General features: G+C 71.9%; 18 protein-coding genes. 16 read left to right on the top strand and 2 right to left on the bottom strand.

Translation table 11 applies throughout. The annotated features are described in order from the left end of the window. Positions 1–209 precede the first annotated feature (209 nt). Positions 210–1043, bottom strand: coding sequence for an HAD family hydrolase (locus tag ACIBJB_RS39680; RefSeq protein WP_398938447.1), 834 nt, complete (start codon positions 1041–1043; stop codon positions 210–212). 611 nt (positions 1044–1654) lie between these two features. On the opposite strand from ACIBJB_RS39680, the gene ssd reads away from it, so the two are divergent. From ssd to ACIBJB_RS39645, 7 genes are all read left to right on the top strand, one after another. After that, positions 1655–2767, top strand: coding sequence for a septum site-determining protein Ssd (gene ssd / locus ACIBJB_RS39675; protein ID WP_398938445.1), 1113 nt, complete (start codon positions 1655–1657; stop codon positions 2765–2767). Between the two features lie 227 nt (positions 2768–2994). Continuing rightward, a complete protein-coding gene (locus tag ACIBJB_RS39670) occupies positions 2995–4167 on the top strand; it encodes a TadA family conjugal transfer-associated ATPase (RefSeq protein ID WP_398938479.1) in 1173 nt (390 codons plus the stop codon). A 69-nt stretch (positions 4168–4236) separates the two neighbouring features. Next, the gene (locus ACIBJB_RS39665; protein WP_398938443.1) at positions 4237–5166 is read left to right on the top strand and encodes a type II secretion system F family protein; all 930 of its coding nucleotides are present in this window, start codon (positions 4237–4239) and stop codon (positions 5164–5166) included. After that, complete coding sequence (locus ACIBJB_RS39660; protein WP_398938441.1) at positions 5163–5951, top strand: type II secretion system F family protein; 789 nt, start codon at positions 5163–5165, stop codon at positions 5949–5951. Before ACIBJB_RS39665 ends, ACIBJB_RS39660 begins: the two co-directional genes overlap by 4 nt. 76 nt (positions 5952–6027) lie before the next feature. Beyond that, positions 6028–6249: a DUF4244 domain-containing protein gene (locus ACIBJB_RS39655; RefSeq protein WP_398938439.1), complete on the top strand. Its 222-nt coding sequence runs from the start codon at positions 6028–6030 to the stop codon at positions 6247–6249. Continuing rightward, the gene (locus tag ACIBJB_RS39650; protein ID WP_398938437.1) at positions 6236–6601 is read left to right on the top strand and encodes a TadE family type IV pilus minor pilin; all 366 of its coding nucleotides are present in this window, start codon (positions 6236–6238) and stop codon (positions 6599–6601) included. The genes ACIBJB_RS39655 and ACIBJB_RS39650 overlap by 14 nt, the downstream gene beginning before the upstream one ends. Continuing rightward, a complete protein-coding gene (locus ACIBJB_RS39645) occupies positions 6598–7305 on the top strand; it encodes an Rv3654c family TadE-like protein (RefSeq protein WP_398938434.1) in 708 nt (235 codons plus the stop codon). Before ACIBJB_RS39650 ends, ACIBJB_RS39645 begins: the two co-directional genes overlap by 4 nt. A 184-nt stretch (positions 7306–7489) precedes the next feature. Here the strand turns inward: ACIBJB_RS39645 and ACIBJB_RS39640 are convergent, their stop codons facing one another. Continuing rightward, positions 7490–10129 (bottom strand): DEAD/DEAH box helicase, encoded by a 2640-nt coding sequence (locus ACIBJB_RS39640; protein ID WP_398938432.1) that lies wholly within the window; start codon positions 10127–10129, stop codon positions 7490–7492. 80 nt (positions 10130–10209) lie between these two features. Here ACIBJB_RS39640 and bldG point away from each other — a divergent pair, with 80 nt between their 5' ends. The 9 genes from bldG (at position 10210) to tmk (ending at position 25913) form a co-directional block, all read left to right on the top strand. Further along, positions 10210–10551 (top strand): anti-sigma factor antagonist BldG, encoded by a 342-nt coding sequence (gene bldG / locus ACIBJB_RS39635; protein ID WP_024885807.1) that lies wholly within the window; start codon positions 10210–10212, stop codon positions 10549–10551. A gap of 119 nt (positions 10552–10670) precedes the next feature. After that, positions 10671–11108: an ATP-binding protein gene (locus ACIBJB_RS39630; protein ID WP_069764581.1), complete on the top strand. Its 438-nt coding sequence runs from the start codon at positions 10671–10673 to the stop codon at positions 11106–11108. Positions 11109–11394: 286 nt separating this feature from the next. Further along, the gene (locus ACIBJB_RS39625) at positions 11395–13803 is read left to right on the top strand and encodes a sodium-translocating pyrophosphatase (protein ID WP_398938429.1); all 2409 of its coding nucleotides are present in this window, start codon (positions 11395–11397) and stop codon (positions 13801–13803) included. 227 nt (positions 13804–14030) lie between these two features. Continuing rightward, positions 14031–14630 (top strand): small secreted protein, encoded by a 600-nt coding sequence (locus ACIBJB_RS39620; RefSeq protein WP_398938427.1) that lies wholly within the window; start codon positions 14031–14033, stop codon positions 14628–14630. 124 nt (positions 14631–14754) lie between these two features. Further along, positions 14755–16290 carry a methyltransferase gene (locus ACIBJB_RS39615; protein ID WP_398938425.1) on the top strand — a complete coding sequence of 512 codons (1536 nt, stop codon included), beginning with the start codon at positions 14755–14757 and terminating at the stop codon, positions 16288–16290. A gap of 197 nt (positions 16291–16487) precedes the next feature. Then, positions 16488–18986, top strand: a complete 2499-nt coding sequence (locus tag ACIBJB_RS39610; RefSeq protein WP_398938423.1) for a serine/threonine-protein kinase — start codon at positions 16488–16490, stop codon at positions 18984–18986. A gap of 277 nt (positions 18987–19263) precedes the next feature. Continuing rightward, positions 19264–19461 (top strand): hypothetical protein, encoded by a 198-nt coding sequence (locus ACIBJB_RS39605; RefSeq protein WP_398938421.1) that lies wholly within the window; start codon positions 19264–19266, stop codon positions 19459–19461. A gap of 259 nt (positions 19462–19720) precedes the next feature. Then, on the top strand, positions 19721–22525 hold the full coding sequence (gene topA / locus ACIBJB_RS39600) for a type I DNA topoisomerase (protein ID WP_398938419.1): 2805 nt from the start codon (positions 19721–19723) through the stop codon (positions 22523–22525). Positions 22526–22682: 157 nt separating this feature from the next. Then, on the top strand, positions 22683–25913 hold the full coding sequence (gene tmk, locus ACIBJB_RS39595) for a dTMP kinase (protein ID WP_398938417.1): 3231 nt from the start codon (positions 22683–22685) through the stop codon (positions 25911–25913). Positions 25914–26161: the final 248 nt, after the last annotated feature.

The following is a 26161-nucleotide window of genomic DNA, read 5'->3' as shown; positions in this document are numbered from 1 at the left end:
GGCCCGTAATCGACGGGTCGACGTCGCGTGGGTGCTCGGTGTCCATGCTCGGTCCGTGGGGCCAAATGCGTTTCTAAGGTGATCCTCTCGGATGTCCTTGGTCTCGCGGGCCGTTAACCCCTTTGTACTCCTGGACCGGAGCAAGCGGAACCCCTGGCCGCCGTTCTTTACTTTTATCCTCAAATAGGGGCCAAGTAGGTGGAATCGCCTCAGGCCACTGTCGCCCGCCGCCGATTCGCGTACCAGACGAGGCCTGCCGTCGCTGCCGCCGCTCCTATCGCGGCGACCGCGACGAGCGCCGGGCGGTGCGGTACGGCGAATCCGGGCAGCCGTTGCTTGAGCCGGACCGGCCGGTGGAAATCGAGAATCGGCCACCCGCGCGCGAGAGCCTCGCGGCGCAGTGTCCGGTCCGGATTGACGGCGTGCGCATGGCCCACGGCCTCGAGCATCGGCAGGTCGGTCGCCGAGTCGCTGTAGGCGTAGCAGCGCTCCAGGTCGTACCCCTCGGACTCCGCCAGTTCCTTGATCGCCTCGGCCTTGGTCGGGCCGTACGCGTAGTACTCCACCTCCCCGGTGAAGCAGCCGTCCTCGCCCACGACCATCCGGGTCGCCACCACCCGGTCGGCGCCCAGGAGTTCGCCGATCGGCTCGACGACCTCGGCGCCGGACGTGGAGACGATGACGACGTCGCGGCCGGCGGTGTGGTGCTCCTCGATCAAGGAGGCGGCCTCGTCGTAGATGATCGGGTCGATCAGTTCGTGGAGCGTTTCGGCCACGATCTCCTTGACCTGCTGGACGTTCCAGCCCCGCACGAGCGCGGACAGGTACTCGCGGGTGCGTTCCATCTGGTCGTGGTCCATACCGCCGACGAGGAAGACGAACTGGGCATATGCGGTCCGCAAGGCGGCTCTGCGGTTGATCAGCCCGCCTTGGTAGAACGACTTGCTGAACGTGAGTGTGCTCGACTTCGCAATGACCGTCTTGTCCAGGTCGAAGAAGGCTGCTGTGCGAGGCAAGGAGTGGTTTTCCACGAGCCCGAGCATAGGTGCAGCCCATTCGGCGTAAGGTGAGGCGCGTGGGTTTGCCTGAGAGGGCTCTCGGGTACACCATGGAAGTCACGGATCGTTCGCGACCGTGCTAACCCGGTCCGGCTCCTCCCCCCCCCGAGTCGGCCGTGGAGACGACCCCCACTCTCCCCCCCGGTGGGGGTCGTCGCATGTCCGGGTGGGTTTTTCCTCTTTCGTTCGCGGTCCCGCGACTGCCTCGAGGCGGCTTCGGCCGCCTCTTCCGTCTGCCCGTGATCCGTCACTGCGTGTAGTCGTCGCGCTGCTCTGCGGAAGTTTTGCACAGGCGCTGCGGGACTCACCGGTATGGGTGACGGCGATATTCACAACCGCCGAGTTGTCCACAGTTATCGACCAAGATCCACACGATTTCCGGGATCGCTGCACCGTGATTCCCACACGCCCCGCTCCAGCCGACTTCATGGCCGGTTCTGGTTAGTCGGGTGCGTTTGGCCGGTTCGTATCGGCCGTTCATATGGAGGCCGGTTGCCGGTTCTTCACATGTTTGGGAATCGCGGGGCCGAAGGGGCCGCGTGAGAGAGGCGCCGCGCGGGCCCTGTGAAGGACCTCGCGCGGCGCGGCGAAGGGGGATGGAGACCGTGACCGCAGCCGTCACACATGAGGGGCAGCCCGCCGCCGGAGGGCGACCGGGCCGACCGTTGATCGTCACGGAGGACGAGGACCTGCTCGACGACCTGCTGCGCCTGTGCGCGGCGGCCGGGGCGAAGGCCGAGGTGCATCACGGGGTGCCGGAGCCCAGAGGAAGCTGGGAGGCCGCCCCGCTCGTCCTGATCGGCGACGACGCGGCGCGGCGCGTGCGCGGGGCCGCACGCCGGCGCGGAGTGGTGCTCGTGGGCCGGGACCAGGACGACTCCGGGGTGTGGAAGCGGGCCGTCGAGATCGGCGCCGATCACGTCCTGATGCTGCCCGACGGTGAGCAGTGGCTGGTCGACCGCATCGCCGACGTCACCGAGGGCGTCGGCCGGCCCGCCCTCACCGTCGGCGTCATCGGCGGCTGCGGCGGGGCGGGAGCCTCCACGCTCGCGTGTGCCCTCGCCGTCACTTCCGCGCGTGAGGGCCTGCGCACCCTCCTCGTGGACGCCGATCCCCTGGGCGGCGGACTCGACGTACTCCTCGGCGGTGAGAGCACCGAGGGACTGCGCTGGCCCGCGTTCGCCGCCTCGCGCGGGCGGGTCGGGGGCGGTGCCTTGGAGGAGTCGCTGCCGCGGCTGCACTCACTGCGGGTGCTGAGCTGGGACCGCGGCGACCGCATCGCCGTCCCGCCCCAGGCCGTGCGGGCGGTGCTCGCCGCGGCCCGGCGCCGGGGCGGCACCGTCGTCGTCGACCTGCCCCGCCGCCTCGACGACGGCGTCGCCGAGGTCCTCTCCCAGCTCGACCTCGGGATCCTCGTGGTCCCCGCCGAACTGCGCGCCGTCGCCGCGGCCGGCCGCATGGCCTCCGCCGTCGGCATGGTCCTGCGCGACCTGCGGGTGGCGGTACGAGGCCCGTACGCACCCGGCCTCGACGACCGTGAGGTGGCCCGTCTGCTGGGACTGCCCCTGGTGGGCGAGGTACCGGTCGAGTCGGTGCTCCAGCGGCCGCGGGGAAGCGACTCACCTCCGGGGGCGGCCGTGCGGGGGCCGCTCGCGCGCTTCTGCAAGGAGTTCTGGGAGCGGGCGTTGGCGGAGGCGGGAGCGGCATGAACGTGTTCTCGGGATTCGAGCGGGCGGACGGCGCGGGGGACGGTTCTGCCGAGGTGTGGCGGCCGGGTCATCCGGTAGCCGGATCCATTGAGCGGTGGCGGTCGGGTGATTCGGTGGCGGGTTCTGTCGAGCGGCGGTGGTCGGGTGAGGTGCCGGTCGGTGCCATCGGGCTGCGGGCCGCCCCGGTGGTGGGTGCTCGTACGGCTTCCTCGACGCCCGGCGCGGACATGGCTCCCGGGCTGCTGGACGGCGTACGGCAGTGGCTGGCCGAGAGCGGGGCCGAACCGACGCCCGCGCGTGTGGCGCAGGCACTGCGGGAGCAGGGACGGGTCCTCGGGGACGCTGAAGTGCTGGGCGCGGCCGAGCGGTTGCGGTCCGAACTGGTCGGCAGCGGGCCCCTGGAGCCGCTGCTCGCCGACCCGTCGGTGACGGATGTCCTGGTGTCGGCGCCGGACCGGGTCTGGGTGGACCGGGGCGGCGGACTCGAACTGACCACCGTCTCCTTCCCGGACGCGGCCGCCGTACGGCGACTCGCGCAGCGGCTCGCCGCAGTGGCGGGGCGGCGCCTCGACGACGCGCGGCCCTGGGTGGACGCGCGGCTGCCGGACGGGACCCGGCTGCACGCGGTGCTTCCTCCGGTGGCCGTCGGCTGTGCCTGTCTGTCGCTGCGGGTCGTACGCCCGCGTGCGTTCACGCTGGACGAACTGGTCGCGGCCGGCACGGTGCCGCCGGGCGGAGACCGGGTTCTGCGGGCGCTGCTCGACGCGCGGCTGTCCTTCCTCATCAGCGGCGGGACCGGCACCGGAAAGACGACGCTGCTGAGTGCGCTGCTGGGGCTCGTCGGGCCGGGCGAGCGGATCGTGCTCGCGGAGGACTCGGCGGAGCTCAGGCCGGACCATCCGCACGTCGTACGGCTGGAGACGAGACCCGCCAACCAGGAGGGCGCAGGCCTCGTCACGCTCGAAAACCTGGTGCGACAGGCGCTGCGGATGCGGCCCGATCGGCTGGTCGTGGGTGAGGTGCGCGGGCCCGAAGTGGTGCATCTGCTCGCCGCCTTGAACACGGGCCATGAGGGCGGCTGCGGGACCGTGCACGCCAACGCGGCGGCCGATGTCCCGGCCCGTCTCGAGGCGCTGGGCACGGCGGCCGGGCTCGACAGGGCAGCGCTGCACAGCCAGTTGGCGGCCGCGCTGTCGGTCGTCCTGCATCTCGTGCGTGACCGGGCCGGGCGGCGGCGGATCGCCGAGGTGCGGGTGTTGGAGCGGGACTCCACGGGGCTGGTGCGGACTGTGCCGGCGCTGCGCTGGGGAGCGGAGGCGTTCGCGTACGAGCGGGGGTGGGAGCGGCTGCGAGGACTGCTCGGGGACGCGATGCGGGGGCCGTCGGGGGAGGGCGGGTGACTTGGGCGGGCGCGGAGCGGGAGGACGACGACGAGATGGCTCGGACGACGGGAGGACGTGGTGATCGGGATGGGGGAGATGTCGGTGGGGTCGACGGGTGTGGTCGTGGGGTGCCTCGGGGTGGCCGTGTGGCTGTGGGGCGGCCGGCGTTCCGGGGCACGGCGGGCGCAGGTGCTGCTGGCGAGCGGCGATGTGGTGGGGGTCGGGCCTCCGCCGTGGCGGCGACTGGTGGGGGAGCTGAGGCAGGTTCGTGGGCGACTCGGGTTCGAGTGGTGCGCGGCGGTCGCAGGGCTGGTGATCGCCGTGTTGGGGGCCTCGCTGCTGCCGGCCGTCGCGGGAGCCGCCGGGGTGCCGTTGCTGCGGCGGGTGCGGCTGGCCCGGACGGAGCGCCGGGTGCGTGAGCGGCGGGCGGACGAGGTGATCGCGCTGTGCGCGATGGTCGCCGGCGAGGTGAGGGCGGGGCGGCAGCCGGGGGAGGCGCTGGTGCGGGCTGTGCGGGATTTCGAGGGCCCGGGGGACGGTGGGGCCGGATCGGGTGGGTTCGGTCCTGGAGTGCCGGAGTTCGGTGGGCTGGGGGAGACGCAGGCCGCTGTGTTGGCGGCGGCCCGGTTCGGCGGGGATGTTCCGGGGGCGCTCGCGGCGGCGGCTCGGCGACCTGGGGCCGAAGGGCTGTTGGGGCTTGCCGCGTGCTGGCGGGTGGCCGTGGACCAGGGCGCGGGGCTCGCGGCCGGGCTCGATCGGCTCGAAGGCGCGCTGCGGGCCGATCGGGACCAACGAGCCGATCTCCGCGCCCAGTTGGCCGGAGCCCGGTCCACGGCGTGGATGCTCGCCGCGTTGCCGGTGCTGGGGCTGGGTCTCGGTGCCGCTCTCGGTGCCGACCCCCTGCACGTCCTTCTGCACACCGGCTCCGGGCTGGGCTGCCTGCTGGTCGGCGGCCTGCTGGAGGGCATCGGGATGTGGTGGGCGACGCGGATCGTACGGGGAGCCGAGGCGGCATGAGCGCGGAAGTTGTCCACAGGCTGGGGGCGGTTGTGGGGGCGGCACTGGTGATCGCCTGGCTCGCCCGGTGGGCCGCGGCCGCGCGGCATGAGCGCCGAGTGCGGCGGCGGCTCGGGGAGTTGCTGGCCGCTGCGCAGACCACGGCCGAGGGCCCGCGGTTCGAGGCTCGGGATCTCGTGCGGCGGTGGCTGCCCGTGGTCGGCGTCGGGTGTGCCGGGTGGGTGCTGGTCGGCGGATTCGCCGGTGTCGTGGTCGGGCTGGTCGTCGCGGCGGGCTTGTGGCGGTGGCGGCTACGGCAGACGGCCGGCGTGGGGGCCGAGGAGGCCGACGCGCGCCAAGCGGCCCGGCAACTGCCGCTCGCCGCCGACCTGCTGGCCGCCTGCATCGCGGCCGGCGCCGGTCCCGTGATCGCGGCACAGGCCGTGGGTGAGGCGCTGGGCGGTCCCGTGGGTGAGGGACTCGTGCGCGGGGCGGCGGAGGTAAGACTCGGCGGCGAACCGGGCGAGGCCTGGCGGAGGCTCGCCTCGACACCGGGCGCCGGGGCGCTGGCGCGGCTGCTGGAACGCGCCGATGTGACGGGGCTGCCTGCGGCCGGACCGGCTGCCGCGCTCGCGGCGGACGCTCGCGCCGACTGGGGACGCACCGCGACGGCACGGGCGCGGCGGGCGGCCGTGCTGGTCACCGCGCCGGTGGGGCTGTGTTTCCTGCCCGCGTTCATCGCCGTGGGCGTGCTGCCCATCGTGATCGGGCTCGCGGGTGGAGTGCTGGGAGGGGGTGGGCGATGACGGTCGGCGGCCGGTGACCCGGCGGACAAGTAAGTCAGGCGATTGTTCAACAGGACTGATCCTTACGGGGGTTGAGATGTACAAGGCGGTATGGGCGCGGGTGCGTGCCCTGGTGTCCAGGACGATGAGCGGGGCGCGGTCGATGCGCGAGGACAGGGGGATGGTGACGTCCGAGTACGCGATGGGGATCGTCGCGGCGGTGGCGTTCGCGGTGGTGCTCTACAAGGTGGTGACGAGCGGGACCGTCAGCGCGGAACTCCAGGCCATCGTGAAACGGGCGCTCGATGCGAAGGCGTGAACGAGCGGGAGACCAGGGGTTCGTGACGGCCGAGTCGGCCATGGTGCTGCCCGTGCTGGTGATGTTCGCGATGGCGCTGGTGTGGGGGCTGCTCGTGGTGGCCGCGCAGATCCAGTGCGTGGACGCCGCCAGGACCGGCGCCCGCGCGGCGGCCCGCCAGGACCCCGCCGAGGCGGTCGTCCGGGTGGCCCGGGACACGGCACCGCGCGACGCGCAGGTGACGGTCGCCCGGGAGGGTGACCGGGTCCGCGTGGTCGTCGTGGCCAAGCCGCTCGCGTTGCACGGCCTGCCCTTCGAGGTGCGGGAGGAGGCCGTGGCATGGGCGGAGGAGACGGTGGGTGAAGGAGGATGAGCGGCGGTTCGACGAGGAGCGGATCGGCGGAGCGCGGGGTTGCGGTTGCGCGGCCCCCCGCCGTGCGGTCGGCGAAAGGCCGGTTCGCGGAAGCCGGCCTCACCGGTGCCCGCCGTGCCGTCGCCCGGTTCGCGGAAGCCGGCCTCACCGGTGCCCGCCGCGCTGTCGCCCGGTTCGCGGAAGCCGGCCTCACCGGTGCCCGCCGCGCTGTCGCCCGGTTCGCCGGCGTCCACCTCACCGGCGCCCGCTCGGACCGTGGTTCCGCCACCGTCTGGAGTGTCGGTGCGATCGCGGTGCTGTGCGTGGTGTTCGGGGTCGTGCTGGCCCTCGGACAGGCCGTCGTCGTACGGCACCGGGCGGCCGGGGGCGCGGATCTCGCGGCGCTCGCGGCGGCGGACCACTGGGCCGACGGGCCCGTGGTGGCCTGCGCCCGGGCCGAGGGGGTGGCGCGGGACCAGGGCGCGCGGCTCGTGCGGTGCGCGATGGTCGGCGAGATCTCGGATGTGACGGCGGCTTCGGGGCGGGGGCCGTTCACGGCGGAGGTCAGGGCACGGGCGGGGCCCGCGGGCCCGGTTACGTCGCAGGCTCCGCTTCCGCCGGAGTCCCAGGGGGCGCCGCGGTCCGGCGGTCCGGCGGCTCCTGGAGCCCCCATCTCGGGATCCATAGGGGGCCAGACGCCGCTGGCTCCGGCGGCGCCCAGGTGAGGCGAAGGCTTGGGTTCTGTGTCGGGGTCCCGGTGAGGTCAGGGCTTGGTCCTCCCTCGGCCCCGCGGTGGCCCGGGCTCGGGACCTCCGTCGCCATCCCTGTGCGGCCCGGGCCCGGCTCCTCCGTCGGCGCCCCAGGTCTCCCCGCCGCCGTTCGCTCCATCGGCGCCCCGGTGAGGCCAGGCTAGGGCCTCTCCTTCGGCAGCCCGGGAGGCTCCTCTTCGGCCTGCTCCTTCGGCAGCCCGGGAGGCTCCTCTTCGGCCTGCTCCTTCGGCAGTCCGGGAAGCTCTGTTTCGGCCTCCTCCTCCGGCAGTCCGGGAAGCTCTGTTTCGGCCTGCTCCTTCGGCAGTCCGGGAAGCTCCGCTTCCGCCCCCTCCTCCGGCGCTCCCCGCAACAGCACCGTGAGCAGCCGGACCGCCCCCCTCTTGTGCAGCGGGTCGTTCCCGTTGCCGCACTTGGGGGACTGGATGCAGGACGGACAGCCGGCGTCGCACTCGCAGGAGGCGATGGCCTGGCGGGTGGCGGTGAGCCAGGCGCGGGCGGTGTGGAAGGCGCGCTCCGCGAAGCCCGCGCCGCCCGGGTGACCGTCGTAGACGAAGACCGTGGGGAGCAGCGTGTCGGGGTGGAGGGGGATCGACACGCCGCCGATGTCCCAGCGGTCGCAGGTCGCGAAGAGGGGCAGCAGGCCGATCGAGGCGTGTTCGGCGGCGTGCAGGGCGCCGCCGAGAATCTCCGGGTTGATCCGGGCCTCGTCGAGCTGGTCCTCGGTGACCGTCCACCACACCGCGCGCGTACGGAGCGTGCGGGGAGGGAGGTCGAGTTTCGTCTCGCCGAGCACTTCACCTGTGATCAGACGTCTGCGGAGGAAGGAGACCACCTGGTTGGTGACCTCGACGGAGCCGTAGCACAACCTGCCCTCGCCCCAGGGGACTTCGACGTCCGTCTCCAGGACGGCGATGGACGTCGTGTCGCGGGCCACCGTCGAATACGACGGGTTCGCCTCCTCGACCAGTGCCACCGAGTCCTCCAGGTCCAACGACCGGACCAGGTACGTACGGCCCTGATGGAGGTGGACCGCGCCCTCGTGGACGGTGGTGTGGGCGGAGCCCGCGTCGACCGTGCCGAGGAGGCGGCCGGTGCCCGACTCGACGATCTGGACGGGGCTGCCGCCCTCCCCGCGGATGTCGGTGAGGTCGGCGGCCCGCTCCCGGCGGGTCCAGTGCCAGGCCTTGGTGCGGCGGCGCAGCAGCTTCGCGGACTCCAGCTGCCCCAACAAGCTCTCGGTCTCCGGCCCGAACAACTCCATGTCCTCATCGGTCAACGGCAGTTCCGCCGCGGCCGCGCACAGGTGCGGGGCGAGGACGTACGGGTTGTCGGGGTCGAGGACGGTGGACTCCACAGGCTGGTCGAAGAGGGCTTCGGGGTGGTGGACGAGGAAGGTGTCCAGGGGGTCGTCGCGGGCCACCAGGATCGCCAGCGCCCCCTGGCCGGCTCGTCCGGCCCGGCCTGCCTGCTGCCACAGGGACGCGCGGGTGCCGGGGTAGCCGGAGATCAGTACGGCGTCCAGCCCCGAGACGTCGATGCCGAGTTCCAGGGCGGTCGTGGCGGCCAGGCCCAGCAGCTCTCCTGAGTGCAGGGCCTGTTCCAGGGCGCGGCGCTCCTCCGGGAGATAGCCGCCGCGGTACGCCGCCACACGGCGGGCCAAGGAGCGGTCGATCTCTGCCAGTCGCTCCTGGGCGATCACGGAGATCAGCTCGGCGCCGCGCCGGGAGCGGACGAAGGCGACCGAGCGCACGCCCTGTACGGCGAGATCCGTCAGGAGATCGGCCGTCTCGGCGGTGGCCGTACGGCGGACCGGGGCGCCCTTCTCGCCCTGCATCTCGGTGAGCGGGGGCTCCCAGAGGGCAAACACCAGTTCGCCGCGCGGTGAGGCGTCGTCGGCGACCTCGACCACGGGGAGGCCGGTGAGGCGGCGGGCGGCCACCGACGGCTCGGCGGCGGTCGCGGAGGCCAGCAGGAAGACGGGGGAGGCGCCGTAGCGGGCGCAGAGGCGGCGCAGACGGCGCAGCACCTGGGCGACGTGGGAGCCGAACACGCCTCGGTAGGTGTGGCACTCGTCGATGACGACGTACTTGAGTGCCTTCAGGAAGGAGGACCAGCGGGAGTGGGACGGGAGTATCCCGCGGTGCAGCATGTCGGGGTTGGTCAGCACGTAGTTGGCGTACTGGCGGATCCATTCACGTTCCTCGAACGGCGTGTCGCCGTCGTAGACCGCGGGGCGTACGGAATTGGCCAGCGGTTGTGAAAGTTCCTTCACCGAGCGGCACTGGTCCGCCGCCAGGGCCTTCGTCGGGGACACGTAGAGCGTGGTGGCGCCGCGGCCGTTCGGGGCCTCCGAGCCCTCCAGGAGGGTGGAGAGGACCGGCACGAGGTACGCCAGGGACTTGCCGGAGGCGGTGCCGGTGGCGACGACGACGGACTCGCCGTCCAGGGCGTGTTCGGCCGCGCGTGCCTGGTGGGCCCAGGGGTGCTCGATGCCGCAGGCCTGGACGGCTGCGATGACCTCCGAGCGGATCCGGTCGGGCCAGACGGCATGGCGACCCTCACGTGGGGGCAAGTGCTCCGTATGAGTGATGCGCGCAGCCCGGCTCGGCCCGGCGGCGAGCCGGTCCAGGACCGTGCTCGGCGTGGGGCGGGGACCGGCGTCCGTCGAGGGTCGATCGGATCGGAGATTCTTGGCCATCGGCACCGAGTGTGTCACTGGCGTGACGGACAATGGGACCAAGGCGTCGTGCACGCCTGCCGGTAAGTGATTGAATGCCATCGCGGCTGGCGAACCGTCCCGGGGGCTCTGCCGAGGTGTCCCGAGGGGCGACCGCTCGATAGCAAGGTGCTGGAGGATCCGTGGACCTGTCCCTGTCGACCGAGACCATCGGCGATCGCACGATCGTCAGGGTCGGTGGCGAAATCGACGTATATACCGCGCCCAAGCTGCGCGAGCAGCTGGTCGAGCTGGTGAACGACGGCAGTTTCCACCTTGTCGTCGACATGGAGGGCGTGGACTTCCTCGACTCCACCGGGCTCGGCGTACTGGTCGGCGGACTGAAGCGGGTGCGTGCCCATGAGGGCTCGCTGCGCCTGGTCTGCAACCAGGAGCGCATTCTCAAGATCTTTCGTATCACCGGCCTCACCAAGGTGTTCCCGATCCACACCTCGGTCGAGGAAGCGGTGGCGGCGACCGACTGACCCGTTCCCGGGCCCGTGCCCGGGGCGACAGCAGGACGCCGGCAGAAGCAAAAAGAAGGGGTCCGGGCTTTCGGCGGCCCGGTCCCCCGACAGCACGCCCGTAGTTCCGAGGGGGACGCATGGCCACCGTTGAACTCCGTTTCAGCGCGCTGCCCGAGCACGTCAGGACCGCCCGACTGGTGGCGGCAGCGGTGGCGCGCAGGTCCGGAGTGGACGAGGCCGTCCTCGACGAGGTCAGACTCGCTGTCGGCGAGGCCTGCACTCGTGCCGTCGGACTGCACCAGAGCGGCGGCATCACCGCGCCGGTCCAGGTGCTGCTGATCGACGAGGAGAAGCAGTTCTCCATCGAGGTCGGCGACGAGGCGCCGCGTTCGGCCCCGGGCGACCGGGCTCCGGGCGCCCTGGGTGAGGACCCCGACATGGAGACCGAGGAGGACGAGATGGGCCTCGCGGTCATCAGCGGCCTCGTCGACGATGTCGAGGTCACCGCGGGGGAGCACGGCGGACAGATCCGTATGACCTGGCCGACCACGCCGCCGGCCGCAGTGCTTCCCTGATTTTCACCCGTTCGCATCAGATTTCTGTTCGACATGCGGAAGGCCCCACCACACCGGTGGGGCCTTCCGCATGTCGGCGTGAGCTTCCTGTGCCTACAGTGGTCTGGTGCGATGCATATCGTGAATTGGTTCACGATCTAGATATCGGCCATGAATGCCCCCAGAGCATTACTGCTTTCAGGTTCTGTAAAAGGAGAATTCCGTTTACCGCGCCCTGTTTTGATCAGGACGGGGTACCTACAATCCGTCCACATCTTGAGCTCAGCCCAAGCGTCAAGGAGGACGAATGGCGGGGCCTTCTACCCCTGATCAGTTGGACCAGCCCACGACAACCCTCGCGGCCGCGGTGCTCACCGACGACAACCGGGTGCTGATCGCGGTCATCGCGGTCGTCGCCCTGGCGGCGCTCGTGGTGGCGGGGGTCCTGGTACGCCAGGTGCTCGCGGCCGGCGAGGGCACCGACAGCATGAAGAAGATCGCGAAGGCCATCCAGGAAGGCGCGAACGCCTATCTGGCACGCCAGTTGCGCACGCTCGGCGTATTCGCCGTCGTCGTGTTCTTCCTGCTCATGCTGCTGCCCGCGGACGACTGGAATCAGCGCGCAGGCCGATCCGTGTTCTTCTTGATCGGTGCCGCGTTCTCGGCGGCCACCGGCTATATCGGCATGTGGCTCGCGGTGCGCAGCAATGTGCGTGTGGCCGCGGCGGCGCGAGAAGCCACTCCGGCGGAAGGCGAGCCGGAAAAGGATCTCACCGCCGTCTCCCACAAAGCCATGAAGATCGCTTTCCGTACGGGCGGCGTGGTCGGCATGTTCACGGTGGGGCTCGGTCTGCTGGGCGCCTCCTGTGTGGTGCTGGTGTACGCGGCCGACGCGCCGAAGGTCCTGGAGGGCTTCGGTCTCGGCGCGGCGCTCATCGCGATGTTCATGAGGGTCGGCGGCGGCATCTTCACCAAGGCCGCCGACGTCGGCGCCGACCTGGTCGGCAAGGTCGAGCAGGGCATCCCGGAGGACGACCCGCGCAACGCCGCGACCATCGCCGACAACGTGGGCGACAACGTCGGCGACTGCGCGGGCATGGCGGCCGACCTCTTCGAGTCGTACGCCGTGACCCTGGTCGCCGCGCTGATCCTCGGCAAGGCGGCCTTCGGCGACGCCGGACTCGCCTTCCCGCTGCTCGTTCCGGCGATCGGCGTGATCACCGCGATGATCGGCATCTTCGCGGTCGCGCCGCGCCGCTCCGACCGCAGCGGCATGTCCGCGATCAACCGCGGGTTCTTCATCTCCGCGGTGATCTCGCTCGTGCTGGTCGCGATCGCCGTCTTCGTCTACCTCCCGGGGAAGTACGCCGACCTCGACGGCGTCACCGACCCGGCGATCAGCGGCAGGGACGGCGACCCGCGGATCCTCGCGCTCGTCGCGGTGGCGATCGGCATCCTGCTCGCCGCCGTCATCCAGCAGCTGACCGGCTACTTCACCGAGACCAACCGCCGCCCGGTCCAGGACATCGGCAAGACCTCGCTCACGGGGCCCGCCACCGTCGTCCTCGCCGGTATCTCGATCGGTCTCGAGTCGGCCGTCTACACCGCCCTGCTGATCGGCCTCGGCGTCTACGGGGCGTTCCTGCTCGGCGGCACCTCGATCATGCTGGCGCTGTTCGCGGTGGCGCTGGCCGGCACCGGCCTGCTCACCACGGTCGGTGTGATCGTCGCCATGGACACCTTCGGGCCGGTCTCCGACAACGCCCAGGGCATCGCCGAGATGTCCGGCGACGTCGAGGGCGCGGGCGCCCAGGTGCTCACCAACCTGGACGCGGTCGGCAACACCACCAAGGCCATCACCAAGGGCATCGCCATCGCCACCGCGGTCCTCGCGGCATCGGCGCTCTTCGGGTCGTACCGTGACGCGATCACGACCGGCGCGCAGGACGTCGGCGAGAAGCTCAGCGGCGAGGGCGCGCCGATGAGCCTGATGATGGACATCTCGCAGCCCAACAATCTCGTCGGCCTGATCGCCGGCGCGGCGGTCGTCTTCCTCTTCTCGGGGCTGGCGATCAACGCGGTGTCGAGGTCGGCGGGTTCCGTGGTGTACGAGGTGCGGCGGCAGTTCCGCGACCATCCCGGGATCATGGACTACAGCGAGGAGCCGGAGTACGGCAAGGTCGTTGACATCTGCACCAGGGACGCCCTGCGTGAACTCACCACACCCGGTCTGCTCGCCGTGCTGGCGCCGATCTTCATCGGGTTCACCCTCGGCGTCGGCGCGCTCGGCGCGTTCCTCGCGGGCGCGATCGGCGCGGGCACTCTGATGGCGGTCTTCCTGGCCAACTCCGGCGGTGCCTGGGACAACGCCAAGAAGCTCGTCGAGGACGGTCACCACGGCGGCAAGGGCAGTGAGGCCCATGCCGCGACGGTGATCGGCGACACCGTCGGCGACCCCTTCAAGGACACCGCGGGGCCCGCGATCAACCCGCTGCTGAAGGTGATGAACCTGGTGGCGCTGCTGATCGCCCCGGCGGTGATCAAGTTCAGTTACGGCGACGACAAGAACATCGGCGTACGGATCTTCATCGCGGTCGTCGCGTTCCTCGTGATCGCCGGCGCGGTCTACGTCTCCAAGCGGCGCGGCATCGCCGTGGGTGACGAAGACAACGAAAAGAAGGTGGCCAAGTCGGCGGATCCCGCGGTGGTTTCGTAGGTTCTGGCACGAGGCCCAGCTCAAGGGGCGGGGGGGGGGGGGGGGGGGGGCGGGCCCCCCCCCCCCCCCCCCCCCGCCCTGTGTCTGCGCGCCCCTCGGCCGTGAGGCTTCTCTCGCCTGGGGCGAACGGGGTCGAAAGGGGTCTATGTGTGATATTCGGTGCACGGGTGTGGTGCGTGTGCTGTGTAAGGTCCGGGGGCTGAGAGGCCACGGAAGGGACCGATCCGGTGAACAAGAAGCTCGCGGCCGCACTGTCCGGCAGTGCGGTACTGGTACTGGCGCTGACGGGATGCAGTGGCAGCGAGGACAACAAGGAACTCGACGCCTGGGCCAAGAAGGTCTGTGACCTGGTGCCGGCCCAGAACAAGAAGATCACGGCGGCCTACGACGCGATCACCAAGGCGGCCGAGGACACCGAGAGCACCCCGACGGAGCTCCAGAAGGCCGACTCCCAGGCCTTCCAGGACCTGTCCGACGGCTACAAGGCGCGCGCCACGGTCATCAGCAACGCCGGGGCGCCCCCCGGTGCCGAGGACGGCGAGAAGAAGCTCCAGACCGCCGTCAAGCAGCTCACGGCTCTCTCGGGCGCCTATGCCGATATGAAGACGCAGGTGGACGGGCTCAACACCAAGGACCAGGCGAAGTTCGCGACCGGCCTCAAGGACGTCTCGGCCGAGATGAAGAAGGTGGAGACGCAGCGCCAGACCGCGCTCGCCGCGCTGAAGGACCTGGAGTCGGGCGACACCAAGCAGGCATTGTCCGAGCAGTCGGGCTGCAAGCAGGCCTCGACGTCGCCGGGGGCGTCCGCGTCGGCGACGGACAGCTGAGCGCACTTCGGTTTGCCGACGACTGAGCGGGTCCCCGGGGCTACCGGTAGCTGAGCGGCCGCTGTGGCTGAGCGGCGCCGCGAGTGGCTCGGTGAGGCGTGCGGTGCGGCGGGCGCGGGCCACAATGGAGGGCGTGAGTACCTCCAGCCTGCCCACGCTGCCCGCCGTCCCCGCCTCCGGCCGTCCCGATGTCACCGCCCGGTTGCGGGAGGCCCTGATCGGGGCCTCCTTCACCGCCGACGGCCTGCTAGAGCTGCTCGGCGCGCCCGCGTATGCGGCGCTCGCGCGCAGCGAGACCGTGCCCGCGCTCCGGGCGACCCGTGGGGACACCCCGCTGGCGGTGCTCGTACGCCTGTTCCTCCTCCAGCAGCCGGTGCCCTACGCGCGCGTGGCGGACGTCGTGCCCGTGGACGCGTGTCTGGAGAGCGGCTGGCTGGTCCGTGTCGGCGGCGCTGAGGTGGCCGCGACGGTGGATGTACGGCCGTACGGCGGACCCGACGGCGAGGACTGGTTCATCGTGTCGGACCTCGGTTGTGCCGTCGGCGGCGCGGGCGGCATCGGCAGCCGTGACGAGGGTGTCGTCCTCGGGGTCGGCGGTGCCTCCACGACCCTGGCCGGTCTCACCGTCCGTACCCCTGTCGCCTCCGCCCTGGACCTCGGTACCGGCTCCGGGATCCAGGCCCTGCACGCCGTACAGCACGCCACGCGCGTGACGGCGACCGATCTCAACCCGCGCGCGCTGCACATCACCGCTCTCACGCTGGCGCTGTCCGGAGCCCCGGCGGCCGATCTGCGGGAGGGCTCGCTGTTCGAGCCGCTCAAGCAGGGCGAGACGTACGACCTGATCGTGTCGAACCCGCCCTTCGTGATCTCGCCGGGCGCGCGGCTGACGTATCGCGACGGCGGGATGGGCGGGGACGATCTGTGCCGCTCGGTCGTTCAGGGGGCGGGGGAGTTGCTGAACGAGGGCGGGTTCGCGCAGTTCCTCGCCAACTGGCAGCACGTCGAGGGGGAGGACTGGCAGGACAGGCTCAGGTCGTGGGTGCCGCGCGGGTGCGACGCGTGGGTCGTGCAGCGCGAGGTGCAGGACGTCACGCAGTACGCCGAGCTGTGGCTCAGGGACGCAGGTGACCACCGGGGCGACCCGGCCGAGTACCAGGCGCTCTACGACGCGTGGCTGGACGAGTTCGAGGCGCGCAAGGTGAGGGCCGTCGGCTTCGGCTGGATCACCCTGCGCAGGACCGGCTCCGCCATGCCCTCGGTCACCGTGGAGGAGTGGCCGCACCCGGTGGAGCAGCCCCTCGGCGACACCGTCAGGGCGCACTTCGAACGCCTCGACTACCTGCGCGCCAACGACGACGCGGCCCTGCTGGAGGCCCACTTCAGGCTGGCGCCCGAGATCATCCAGGAGCAGGTCGGGCTGCCCGGCGCGGAGGACCCCGAGCACGTGGTGCTGCGTCAGCACCGCGGGATGCGCCGGGCCACCAAGGTGGACACCGTCGGCGCGGGCTTCGCCGGTGTGTGCGACGGCTCGCTGAGCGCGGGCCGCATTCTCGACGCGATCGCCCAGCTCATGGGTGAGGACCCGGTCATGCTGCGCGACCGTACGCCCGCGCAGATCCGACTGTTGGTGGAGCAGGGATTCCTCGAGCCCGCGTGACCTGACGCCGACCGGCCGGCCACTGCTGAGGCAGGCTCGACCTCCTGAGGCCCCTGTGTCCGCTCTGGCGGGATTGCCCCGGAAAAGGGCTCCTGTCAGTGGCAGGTGCGAAGCTACCTTCGAGAGACAGAGCTGACGCGTTCTCGGGGGAGGCGCGCTGTCTCGGACCCGGTGCCCGGGTCCTGGGGGGAGGCGTGATGGCGGGGGAGACGCCGGATCAGGGCGAAGGCAGGACCATCAACGGCCGGTACCGGCTGCTGCGGACGCTCGGCGCGGGCGGCATGGGCCGTGTCTGGCTGGCCTACGACGAGGAGCTGGCCTGCGAGGTCGCGATGAAGGAGATCGCGCTTCCGGAGACGCCGATGGACGCGGGTGAAACGGCCCAGCGCATGGCCCGGGCCCGCAGCGAGGCCCGGCACGCCGCCCGGCTGCGCGGCCATCCCCATGTGGCGACGGTGCACGATGTGGTGGTCCACGAGGGGCTTCCGTGGATCGTCATGGAGCACGTGCCGGACGCGGTCGACCTCCAGGCGGTGGTACGGCGTTCGGGGCCGCTGTCGCCCGAGCAGGCGGCCCGCACCGGCCTCGCCGTCCTCGACGCCCTCACCGCGGGGCACCGCGTCGGCATCCTCCACAGGGATGTGAAACCGGCCAACATCCTTCTGGCGCCGGACGCTTCGGGCGACCCCTACGCGCGCGTGCTGCTCACCGACTACGGCATCGCCCTCCAGCCCGAGTCCCGCGAGCCCCGTCTCACCGCGACCGCCGGCATCCTCGGCACCCCGGGTTATCTCGCGCCGGAGCGCGCCCGCGGCGAACCGCCCACCCCGGCTGCCGACCTGTTCTCCCTGGGCGCCACGCTGTACGCCACCGTCGAGGGCCGCGGCCCCTTCGATCGCCACGGCGAGTTCGCCACGCTGACGGCCCTGCTGGGCGAGGACCCCACCCCGCCCGCCCGGGCCGGTGAACTCACGCCGGTGCTGATGGGGTTGCTGGTCAAGGATCCGGTGCGCAGGTTCTCGCCGGAGACGGTGAAGCGGGGGCTGGAGCGGGTCGTGCAGGGGGCTTGGGGCGCCGGGGGCGTGTCGGGGCCGGGATACGGCTCCTCGGCGGGAGGGTTCGGGCCGCCTGCCGGTGGCTGGGGGCCGGCGCCGGGGACTACGCAGACGCCGCACACTCCGGTGGACGCGGCGGGTGTCGGTTCCGCGGGAGGTGGCGGTCCTGCCGACGCGAGCCCTGCCGGAGCAGGTGCGGCCGACACGCGCCCGGGCTCCGGGGATCCGGCCACGCCGGGGGCGACACCCGGCTCGGCGCCGCCGTACAGCGCATGGCCGCCCGCGGGAGGGCAGGCGCCGGAACCGGGCAACCCCTATGCGCAGGGGGCGGGTTCGCCGTACGCAGGCGAGGAGGGCTCGGTCGGCCAACAGGTGCGGGAGGAGGCTTCGGCGGATTCGTATGCGCGTGGCGAAGCCAATGCGGGGCCGTATGCGAACGGGGGCTCCTCGTCACCGTACGGCGGCGGGGGTCCGGGCTCCCCGTACGGCGGCGCCGGCCCGGGCTCCCCCTACGGCGGTGGCGCTTCGGCGCCCTACCCGAGCGGTGGTTCCGCGCAGCCGTACGGGAGCGGGACGCCCGCCGGGTACGGCGGCCCGGGTGCGCCCGGCAGCCCCACCGTCGCCGGCGCACCCACGGCCTTCGGCGCACCCACGGCCTTCGGCGGACCCGTCGGTCCTGGCGGGCCCGGGGGCCAGGCGCCGTTCTCGTTCGCTCTGCCCCCGCCCCCGCCGCGGCGCCCCGCCGCCAAGAAGCGCCTCGCGCTCGTCGCTCTCGTCGTCGGTGTGCTCCTCGTCGTCGCGGGCGGTGTGTGGGGAGTCATGGCGCTGACCGGGGACGACGGCAGGAAGGACACGGCGACCAAGTCCTCGCCGAGCACGAGCGCGCGTTCGTCACAGGGGGCGTCGCCCACCGGGCCCGTGCTGCCGTACGGCGAGGTGGTCGGGCTCGACGAGCCCCTGGAGACCGGGGACTGCGTCCAGGCGGTCTGGTCGGGGACGCCGTTCAAGTCGGCGCCGAACCTGGGGGTCGTGGACTGCGCGGACGACTGGCCGGACGGCCAGGTGGTGGCCGTCGACACGGCCGCCGACTTCGCCGACGCCAAGGCCCAGGGCGCGAAACGCTGCGCGAACCTGAGCCGGGCCGTCGTGGACGCGCTGCCGGACGCGGCCGGGTACGCCGTCGTGCCGACCGAGGAGGGCTTCGGTGCGGCGGGCAGCGGTACGGCATGTCTCGTACTCGGCCGCCATGCCGCGATAGGCGGTGAGGTGGGCCGCTTCAGGGACCTGGGCACCGACTTGTGGGTGGGTCAGATGAGCGTCGGCGACTGCTGGGTCTACCAGCAGCTCGAGGACGGCTACAAGGCTCCGCTCACCGACTGCTCGAAAGCCCACACCGACCAGGTGATCGGCACCGTTCAGGCCCCGGCCGAAATGAGCTACAAGAAGGGCACCGACAACGCGACCAAGTTGTGCGGCAACAAATTCGAGTCGACCTGGGCGCCTGCCCAGGAGCGTCTCGTGTACGGCTGGGTGGCCGACGAGGACGACTGGAAGAAGGGATTCAACAAGATCGTGTGCACGGTCAGCCTGACCGACAACAAGAAGTCGAGCGGGAAGATACCCCCGCCCGGAGCGGTCTGAATCCGGTCGGTTTCCGCGCCGAATCCGGTCGCGCCCCCTCGGAGAAGCGCGGGATCCGGGTGAGAACCGAGCGAGAACCGGACGGGATCCGTGGGCGACCGCGGTGGCCCGTGGGACGGCCGGGGTGGCGATCCGGCGGTCGTCCGGTGACCGGTCCGGGGGATTCCGCGGTCGTGTCGGTGCGGCGTTCACCCGGGGTTCGTCTGTCCGCCGCCCGCGCGTGCCAGTCTCCATCGAAGGTGCACGCGCGGGCAGGAGAAAAGGGGCACGGGGAGCCATGGAGAGCGGACCGGCGATCTTCGCGGGAATGGTGTTCGCCCTGTTCGGAGGAGGGCTGCTGGTGTGGACCGCGGCCCGGGTGCGCCATCGCGAACCCGTCGCCCACGGTGTGAGTCCCGTCGCATCCGCGACCGTCGCGACCCTCGCCGCGCTCCTCACGCTGGGCCTCGCCGCATGGTGCTTCACCCGCCTCTAGGACGGCTCCCGGGACGTCTGCGCGAGCGGGTCGACCAGTAAGGGGGAGATCACCCTCCGGATGAGCCCGAAAAGGCCGGTGGGCACTCGAGGCGGCAGGAATGGCGGTAGTCGGGTTACCGTTCGAGTGGCCGTTGCGGGCTTTTCCCGTTTGACACGGGGGCGGGATGTACCGTCACACTCCGCAGCGTCAGCATGACCCGACCCCGGGAAACCAAGGCCTGGGGAGACCCCAGCGTCGACCGGAGAGAAGAGCGAAGTTGTCCCCGACCAGCGAGACCGCAAAGGGCGGCCGCCGACTCGTCATCGTCGAGTCGCCTGCCAAGGCGAAGACGATCAAGGGCTATCTCGGCCCCGGATACGTCGTCGAGGCGAGCGTCGGGCACATCCGCGACCTCCCCAACGGCGCCGCGGAGGTGCCCGAGAAGTACACCGGCGAGGTCCGCCGCCTCGGCGTGGACGTCGAGCACGACTTCGAGCCGATCTATGTCGTCAACGCCGACAAGCGGGCCCAGGTCAAGAAGCTCAAGGATCTGCTGAAGGACTCCGACGAGCTCTTCCTCGCCACCGATGAGGACCGCGAGGGCGAGGCGATCGCCTGGCACCTCCAGGAGGTGCTCAAGCCCAAGGTCCCGGTCAAGCGGATGGTCTTCCACGAGATCACCAAGGCCGCGATCCAGGCCGCCGTCGCCAACCCGCGCGAGCTGAACCAGAAGCTGGTCGACGCCCAGGAGACCCGCCGCATCCTGGACCGCCTCTACGGCTACGAGGTTTCGCCGGTCCTGTGGAAGAAGGTCATGCCGCGCCTGTCGGCCGGCCGTGTCCAGTCGGTCGCGACCCGGCTCGTGGTGGAGCGGGAACGCGAGCGCATCGCGTTTCGTTCTGCCGAGTACTGGGACCTGACGGGCACCTTCGCGACCGGCCGCGCGGGGGACTCCTCGGATCCGTCGTCGCTGGTCGCCCGCCTTCAGACCGTCGACGGCAGGCGGGTCGCGCAGGGCCGCGACTTCGACTCCGTGGGACAACTGAAGAGCGCGAACACCCTTCACCTCGACGAGGCGAACGCCCGCGCCCTGGCCGCGGCCCTGGAGCAGACGCGGTTCGCGGTCCGCTCGGTCGAGTCCAAGCCGTACCGCCGCTCGCCGTACGCCCCGTTCCGTACGACGACCCTCCAGCAGGAGGCCTCGCGCAAGCTCGGCTTCGGCGCGAAGGCGACCATGCAGGTGGCCCAGAAGCTGTACGAGAACGGCTTCATCACCTATATGCGTACGGACTCCACCACCCTGAGCGACACCGCCATCACGGCGGCCCGCGCCCAGGTCACGCAGTTGTACGGCGCCGACTACCTGCCGTCGTCCCCGCGCACCTACGCCGGGAAGGTCAAGAACGCGCAGGAGGCGCACGAGGCGATCCGCCCCTCGGGTGATCGTTTCCGTACGCCCGCCGAGACCGGCCTGACCGGCGACCAGTTCAGGCTCTACGAGCTGATCTGGAAGCGCACGGTCGCCTCGCAGATGAAGGACGCGACCGGCAACAGCGTGACCGTGAAGATCGGTGGCACCGCCGCCGACGGGCGGGACGTCGAGTTCAGCGCTTCCGGCAAGACGATCACCTTCCACGGCTTCCTGAAGGCCTACGTCGAAGGTGCCGACGACCCGAACGCCGAGCTGGACGACCGCGAGCGCCGGCTGCCCCAGGTCGCCGAGGGCGACGCCCTGAGTGCCGAGGAGATCACGGTCGACGGGCACGCCACCAAGCCCCCGGCCCGCTACACCGAGGCCAGCCTGGTCAAGGAGCTCGAGGAGCGCGAGATCGGCCGCCCGTCGACGTACGCGTCGATCATCGGCACGATCCTCGACCGCGGCTATGTGTTCAAGAAGGGCACGGCCCTGGTGCCGTCCTTCCTGTCCTTCGCCGTGGTCAACCTCCTGGAGAAGCACTTCGGCCGCCTCGTCGACTACGACTTCACCGCCCGCATGGAGGACGACCTCGACCGCATCGCCCGCGGTGAGGCACAGGCCGTGCCGTGGCTCAAGCGCTTCTACTTCGGCGAGGGCTCGGGCAACGGCGGCGCGGCGGAGGCCGGCAACGGCGACGGGGACCACCTCGGCGGTCTCAAGGAGCTGGTGACCGACCTCGGCGCCATCGACGCGCGCGAGGTGTCGTCCTTCCCGGTGGGCAACGACATCGTGCTCAGGGTCGGCCGCTACGGCCCGTACATCGAGCGCGGCGAGAAGGACTCCGAGAACCACCAGCGGGCGGACGTCCCCGAGGACCTGGCGCCCGACGAGCTGTCCGTGGAGCTCGCGGAGGAACTGCTGGCCAAGCCGAGCGGTGACTTCGAGCTCGGCGCCGACCCGGTGACGGGTCACCAGATCATCGCCCGCGACGGCCGCTACGGCCCGTACGTCACCGAGGTGCTCCCCGAGGGCACCCCGAAGACCGGCAAGAACGCCGTGAAGCCGCGTACGGCCTCGCTGTTCAAGTCGATGTCGCTGGACACGGTGACCCTCGAGGACGCCCTGAAGCTGATGTCGCTGCCGCGTGTCGTCGGCAAGGACGCCGAGGGCCAGGAGATCACCGCGCAGAACGGCCGCTACGGGCCGTATCTGAAGAAGGGCACGGACTCGCGCTCGCTGCAGACCGAGGACCAGCTCTTCACGATCACCCTCGAAGAGGCGCTGGCGATCTACGCCCAGCCGAAGCAGCGTGGCCGGGCCGCCGCCAAGCCGCCGCTGAAGGAGCTGGGCACCGACCCGGTCAGCGAGAAGCCGGTCGTGGTCAAGGACGGCCGCTTCGGACCGTACGTGACCGACGGGGAGACCAACGCGACCCTGCGCTCCGGCGACAGCGTCGAGGAGATCACCCCGGAGCGCGGTTACGAACTGCTCGCCGAGAAGCGGGCGAAGGCGCCCGCCAAGAAGACGGCGAAGAAGGCGCCCGCCAAGAAGGCCCCGGCCAAGAAGACCGCGGCGAAGAAGACGACCACGGCCGCGAAGAAGACGACGGCGAAGAAGACCACCGCGAAGAAGGCGACGGCTTCCAAGACGGCGTCCGAGGACTGAGTTCGGTCCTCTCCGGCCGTGTCCGGCTCTCTTTCGGGTCGGGATTCGTCCCCTGAGGCTTCGCCATGCGAACGCCCCGGCATCACTTTGGTGTCGGGGCGTGCGCACCTGCGGACGCGCTCGCCGGGCTGTCGGTGGCTCCCGATAGGCTGAATGCATGACGCGTGCCGAGCAGCCAACGGCCCTTGACCCGGCCCCCGACGACGCCCTGGTCGCGGACTCCCGCGAGCGCGCCGTCCGCGCCCTGCTGCGCAGGCCCCAGCTCAAACGCCTGTGGAGCGCCCAGCTCGTCGGCGGGATCGGCGACACCCTCGCGCTTCTGGTGCTGGTACTGCTGGCCCTTCAGGCCGCCATCGCCCAGGGCTCGTTCGGCGGCGGCTACCGGGGCGTGGCGTTCGCAGTGGCGACCGTCTTCGGTACGCGCATCCTGGCGACGCTGCTCTTCGGCGCCGTCCTGCTCGGCCCGCTGACCTCGCTCACTTCGCACGAGGGGCCGCTCGACCGCCGGTGGACCATGGTCGGCGCGGACGGAGTCAGGCTCGCCCTGCTCATCGTCGCGCCGCTGTGGATCGACTGGACGCCGGACAACGCCCTCGCGATGCTCCTGGTGACCGCCTTCGTGACCGGGGTCGCCGAGCGCTTCTGGACCGTGTGCCGCGAGAGCGCGGCGCCCGCCCTGCTGCCCGAACCTCCCCCGGAGGGGGCGACGGTACGGCCGCTGCCGGACCACCTGGACGCACTGCGCCGGCTGTCGCTGCGGACGACCTTCGTGGCGATCCCGCTGGCCGGTGCCGCGCTCGTCGTCGCCGGCCTGCTCAACAACCTGCTGGGTTCCGGCCTCGACTGGTTCGGCCAGCACCAGGCGGCCCTCGCGTCGTACGTCGCGGCCGGTCTGTTCGCCGCGTCCCTGTCCGTGCTGACCTTCCTGGAACTGCCCGGCACGCGCACCCCGCGCGCGCGTTCGCCGCTGGAGGGGCTGCGCCGGCCCAAGACGGGCACAGGCGTCGAGAAGGGCCGTACCGGCGCGATTCCGCTGCTGGTGGCGGCCTGCGCGGCCGTCGCCGGAGCGATCGCGGCCGCCGTGGCCGTCGCCGTGCTGCACGCCAAGGACCTGGGCGGCGGCCCGGTGATGTACGGCCTGATGGTGGCCGCGCTGACCGGCGGTGTCGTGGCCGGTGTCCGTACGGCACCCAAGGTGCTGGTCTCGCTGTCGCGGCGCCGGCTGCTCGCGCTGGCGATCGCCTTCACCGGCATCGCCCTGCTGGCCGCCGGGCTCGTCCCGGACGTCACCACCGTGCTGCTGATCGACGTGCTGGCCGGTGTCGGCGCGGGTGTGGCCGCCAACACCGGGCACACCCTGCTCGACCAGGAGACCGAGGAGTACCGGCGGACGCGGACCACCGAACATCTGCACGCGGTCGTGCGGGTCGGCGTGGCGCTCGGCGCGCTGGTCGCCCCCGTGGTGGCCGCGGCGATCGGTCCTCACCGGCTGGTGAACGGCAAGTTCGTGTTCGCGCACGGCGGCGCCGCGTTCACCCTGATGCTGGTCGGCGCGCTGCTGCTGCCGGTCGCCGCGCTGGTGCTGGCCAAGGTCGACGACCGGTCCGGCGTCCCCCTGCGACACGACCTGCGGGACGCGCTGCTCGGCGGCGACGACCCGGTGACCGTGCCCGCCGACAATGGCTTCTTCATCGCGCTGGAGGGCGGCGACGGGGCCGGGAAGTCCACCCAGGCCGAGGCGCTCGCCGAATGGATCCGGGCCAAGGGCCACGAGGTCGTGGTGACGCGCGAGCCGGGGGCGACCCCGGTCGGCAAGCGACTGCGGTCGATCCTGTTGGACGTGTCGAGCGCCGGGCTCTCGCACCGGGCGGAGGCACTGCTGTACGCGGCGGACCGCGCGGAACACGTGGACACCGTGGTCAGGCCCGCGCTGGAACGCGGTGCGGTCGTCATCTCCGACCGCTACATCGACTCCTCCGTGGCCTACCAGGGCGCCGGACGCGACCTGTCCCCGACGGAGATCGCCCGCATCAACCGCTGGGCGACGGACGGTCTGGTGCCTCATCTGACCGTTCTGCTGGACGTGTCCCCGGAGATCGCCCGCGAGCGGTTCACCGAGGCGCCGGACCGGCTGGAGTCGGAGCCGGCGGAGTTCCACGCGCGCGTGCGGTCCGGCTTCCTCACGCTGGCCGCCGCCGACCCCGGGCGGTACCTGGTCGTGGACGCGGGACAGGAACCGGAGGCCGTCACCACCGTCGTACGGCATCGGCTCGACCAGATGCTGCCGCTGTCCGAGCAGGAGATCCGGGAGCAGGAGGAGGCCCGGCGCAAGGCCGAGGAGGAAGCGCGCCGCAAGGCCGAGGAAGAGGCCGCGCGCAAGGCCGAGGAGGAGCGCCTGGAGCGTGAGCGCCAGGAGCAGCTGGCCCGGCTGAAGGCCGAGGAGGAGGAGCGCAAGCGGCGCGAGCTGGAGGAGGCCCAGCGCCGCGAGGCCGAGCGGCAGGCGGAGGAGGCCCGGCTGCGGGCCGAGGAAGCGCGCAGGCGGGCCGAGGAGGAGCGGGTACGCCTCCTCGCCGAGGAGAAGGCGCGCGCCGAGGAAGAAGCACGGCGCAAGGCCCAGGAAGAGGCCGCCCGCAAGCGGACCGAGGAGGAGGCGCGACTGCGTGCCGAGGCCGAGGAGCGGCGGCTGGAGAAGCAGCGCAAGGCCGAGGAGGCGTTGCTGCGGGCGGAGGAGGCCCGACGGCTCGCCGAGTCCGCGGCCGCGGCGGCGGAGGCGGGGCCCAAGCAGGCCGCCGCTCCCGCGGCGGGGATGGACGCGGCGACCGTGCCCACGCCTGTGGTGACGCCGACGAACGCGTCGGGCGGGCCGGTGGACGAGACGGCTGTGCTGCCCCGGGTGCCCATGGAGAAGGACGACGAGGATGCGTCCGCAGACGGGACCTCCGGTGGGTCCACCTCCGACGCCGAGGTGACGGCCGAGCTGCCGCAGCCGCCGGTGCCTCCGGGTGCGGCGGACGAGACCGCGGTGCTGCCGCCGGTGCCTCCGGGTTCCGCCGACGAGACGGCCGTGCTGCCCCCTGTCCCGCCGGGGGCTGCCGATGAGACCGCGGTGCTGCCGCCGGTGCCTCCGGGTTCCGCCGACGAGACGGCCGTGCTGCCCCCTGTGCCGGGGGACGGGCCCTCGGATCGGGTGCCGCCGGGGTACTTCCGCGACGAGGAGCGGACCCGGGAGCTGCCGCAGGTCGACGAGACGGGGACGCCTCGGCGGAGGGCGCGGTCGGACTGGGCCGAGGAGACGCCGCTGGACGATCTGCCCACGCTCGCCGATGAGCTGCTCGGACCGCATGACGACGAGTACGGGGATGATCGCGGCCGGCGTCGGGGGCGGTAGCGGTCGTTCTGTGGGTGCGGGTGCGGGTGCGGGTGCGGGTGCGGGTGCGGGTGTGGGTGCGGGTGCGTCGTGGCTGGTCGCGCAGTTCCCCGCGCCCCCAGGTGGGTTCAGCCGGCCATGCTTCGGCTGCATCCACTCAGGGGCGCGGGGCTGGATCCATATGCGGCTCCGCCGCGTGGGCGCGACCAGCCCCCACCGGCCCGCAGCCGACAACCGACCGTCGGTCCGTTGTCAGTGGTCGCCCCCAC

The organism is Streptomyces sp. NPDC050759, assembly GCF_044456945.1.
Classification (GTDB): Bacteria; Actinomycetota; Actinomycetes; order Streptomycetales; family Streptomycetaceae; genus Streptomyces.
This window is presented reverse-complemented; position numbering and strand designations above follow the sequence as displayed.

Bases quoted from the DNA above. Each gene is read 5' to 3' on its own strand.
- ACIBJB_RS39680 (WP_398938447.1), bottom strand. From the start codon at position 1,043: ATGCTCGGGCTCGTGGAAAACCACTCCTTGCCTCGCACAGCAGCCTTC.
- ssd (WP_398938445.1), top strand. From the start codon at position 1,655: ATGGAGACCGTGACCGCAGCCGTCACACATGAGGGGCAGCCCGCCGCC.
- ACIBJB_RS39670 (WP_398938479.1), top strand. From the start codon at position 2,995: ATGGCTCCCGGGCTGCTGGACGGCGTACGGCAGTGGCTGGCCGAGAGC.
- ACIBJB_RS39665 (WP_398938443.1), top strand. From the start codon at position 4,237: ATGGGGGAGATGTCGGTGGGGTCGACGGGTGTGGTCGTGGGGTGCCTC.
- ACIBJB_RS39660 (WP_398938441.1), top strand. From the start codon at position 5,163: ATGAGCGCGGAAGTTGTCCACAGGCTGGGGGCGGTTGTGGGGGCGGCA.
- ACIBJB_RS39655 (WP_398938439.1), top strand. From the start codon at position 6,028: ATGTACAAGGCGGTATGGGCGCGGGTGCGTGCCCTGGTGTCCAGGACG.
- ACIBJB_RS39650 (WP_398938437.1), top strand. From the start codon at position 6,236: ATGCGAAGGCGTGAACGAGCGGGAGACCAGGGGTTCGTGACGGCCGAG.
- ACIBJB_RS39645 (WP_398938434.1), top strand. From the start codon at position 6,598: ATGAGCGGCGGTTCGACGAGGAGCGGATCGGCGGAGCGCGGGGTTGCG.
- ACIBJB_RS39640 (WP_398938432.1), bottom strand. From the start codon at position 10,129: ATGGCATTCAATCACTTACCGGCAGGCGTGCACGACGCCTTGGTCCCA.
- ACIBJB_RS39630 (WP_069764581.1), top strand. From the start codon at position 10,671: ATGGCCACCGTTGAACTCCGTTTCAGCGCGCTGCCCGAGCACGTCAGG.
- ACIBJB_RS39625 (WP_398938429.1), top strand. From the start codon at position 11,395: ATGGCGGGGCCTTCTACCCCTGATCAGTTGGACCAGCCCACGACAACC.
- ACIBJB_RS39615 (WP_398938425.1), top strand. From the start codon at position 14,755: ATGGAGGGCGTGAGTACCTCCAGCCTGCCCACGCTGCCCGCCGTCCCC.
- ACIBJB_RS39610 (WP_398938423.1), top strand. From the start codon at position 16,488: ATGGCGGGGGAGACGCCGGATCAGGGCGAAGGCAGGACCATCAACGGC.
- ACIBJB_RS39605 (WP_398938421.1), top strand. From the start codon at position 19,264: ATGGAGAGCGGACCGGCGATCTTCGCGGGAATGGTGTTCGCCCTGTTC.
- tmk (WP_398938417.1), top strand. From the start codon at position 22,683: ATGACGCGTGCCGAGCAGCCAACGGCCCTTGACCCGGCCCCCGACGAC.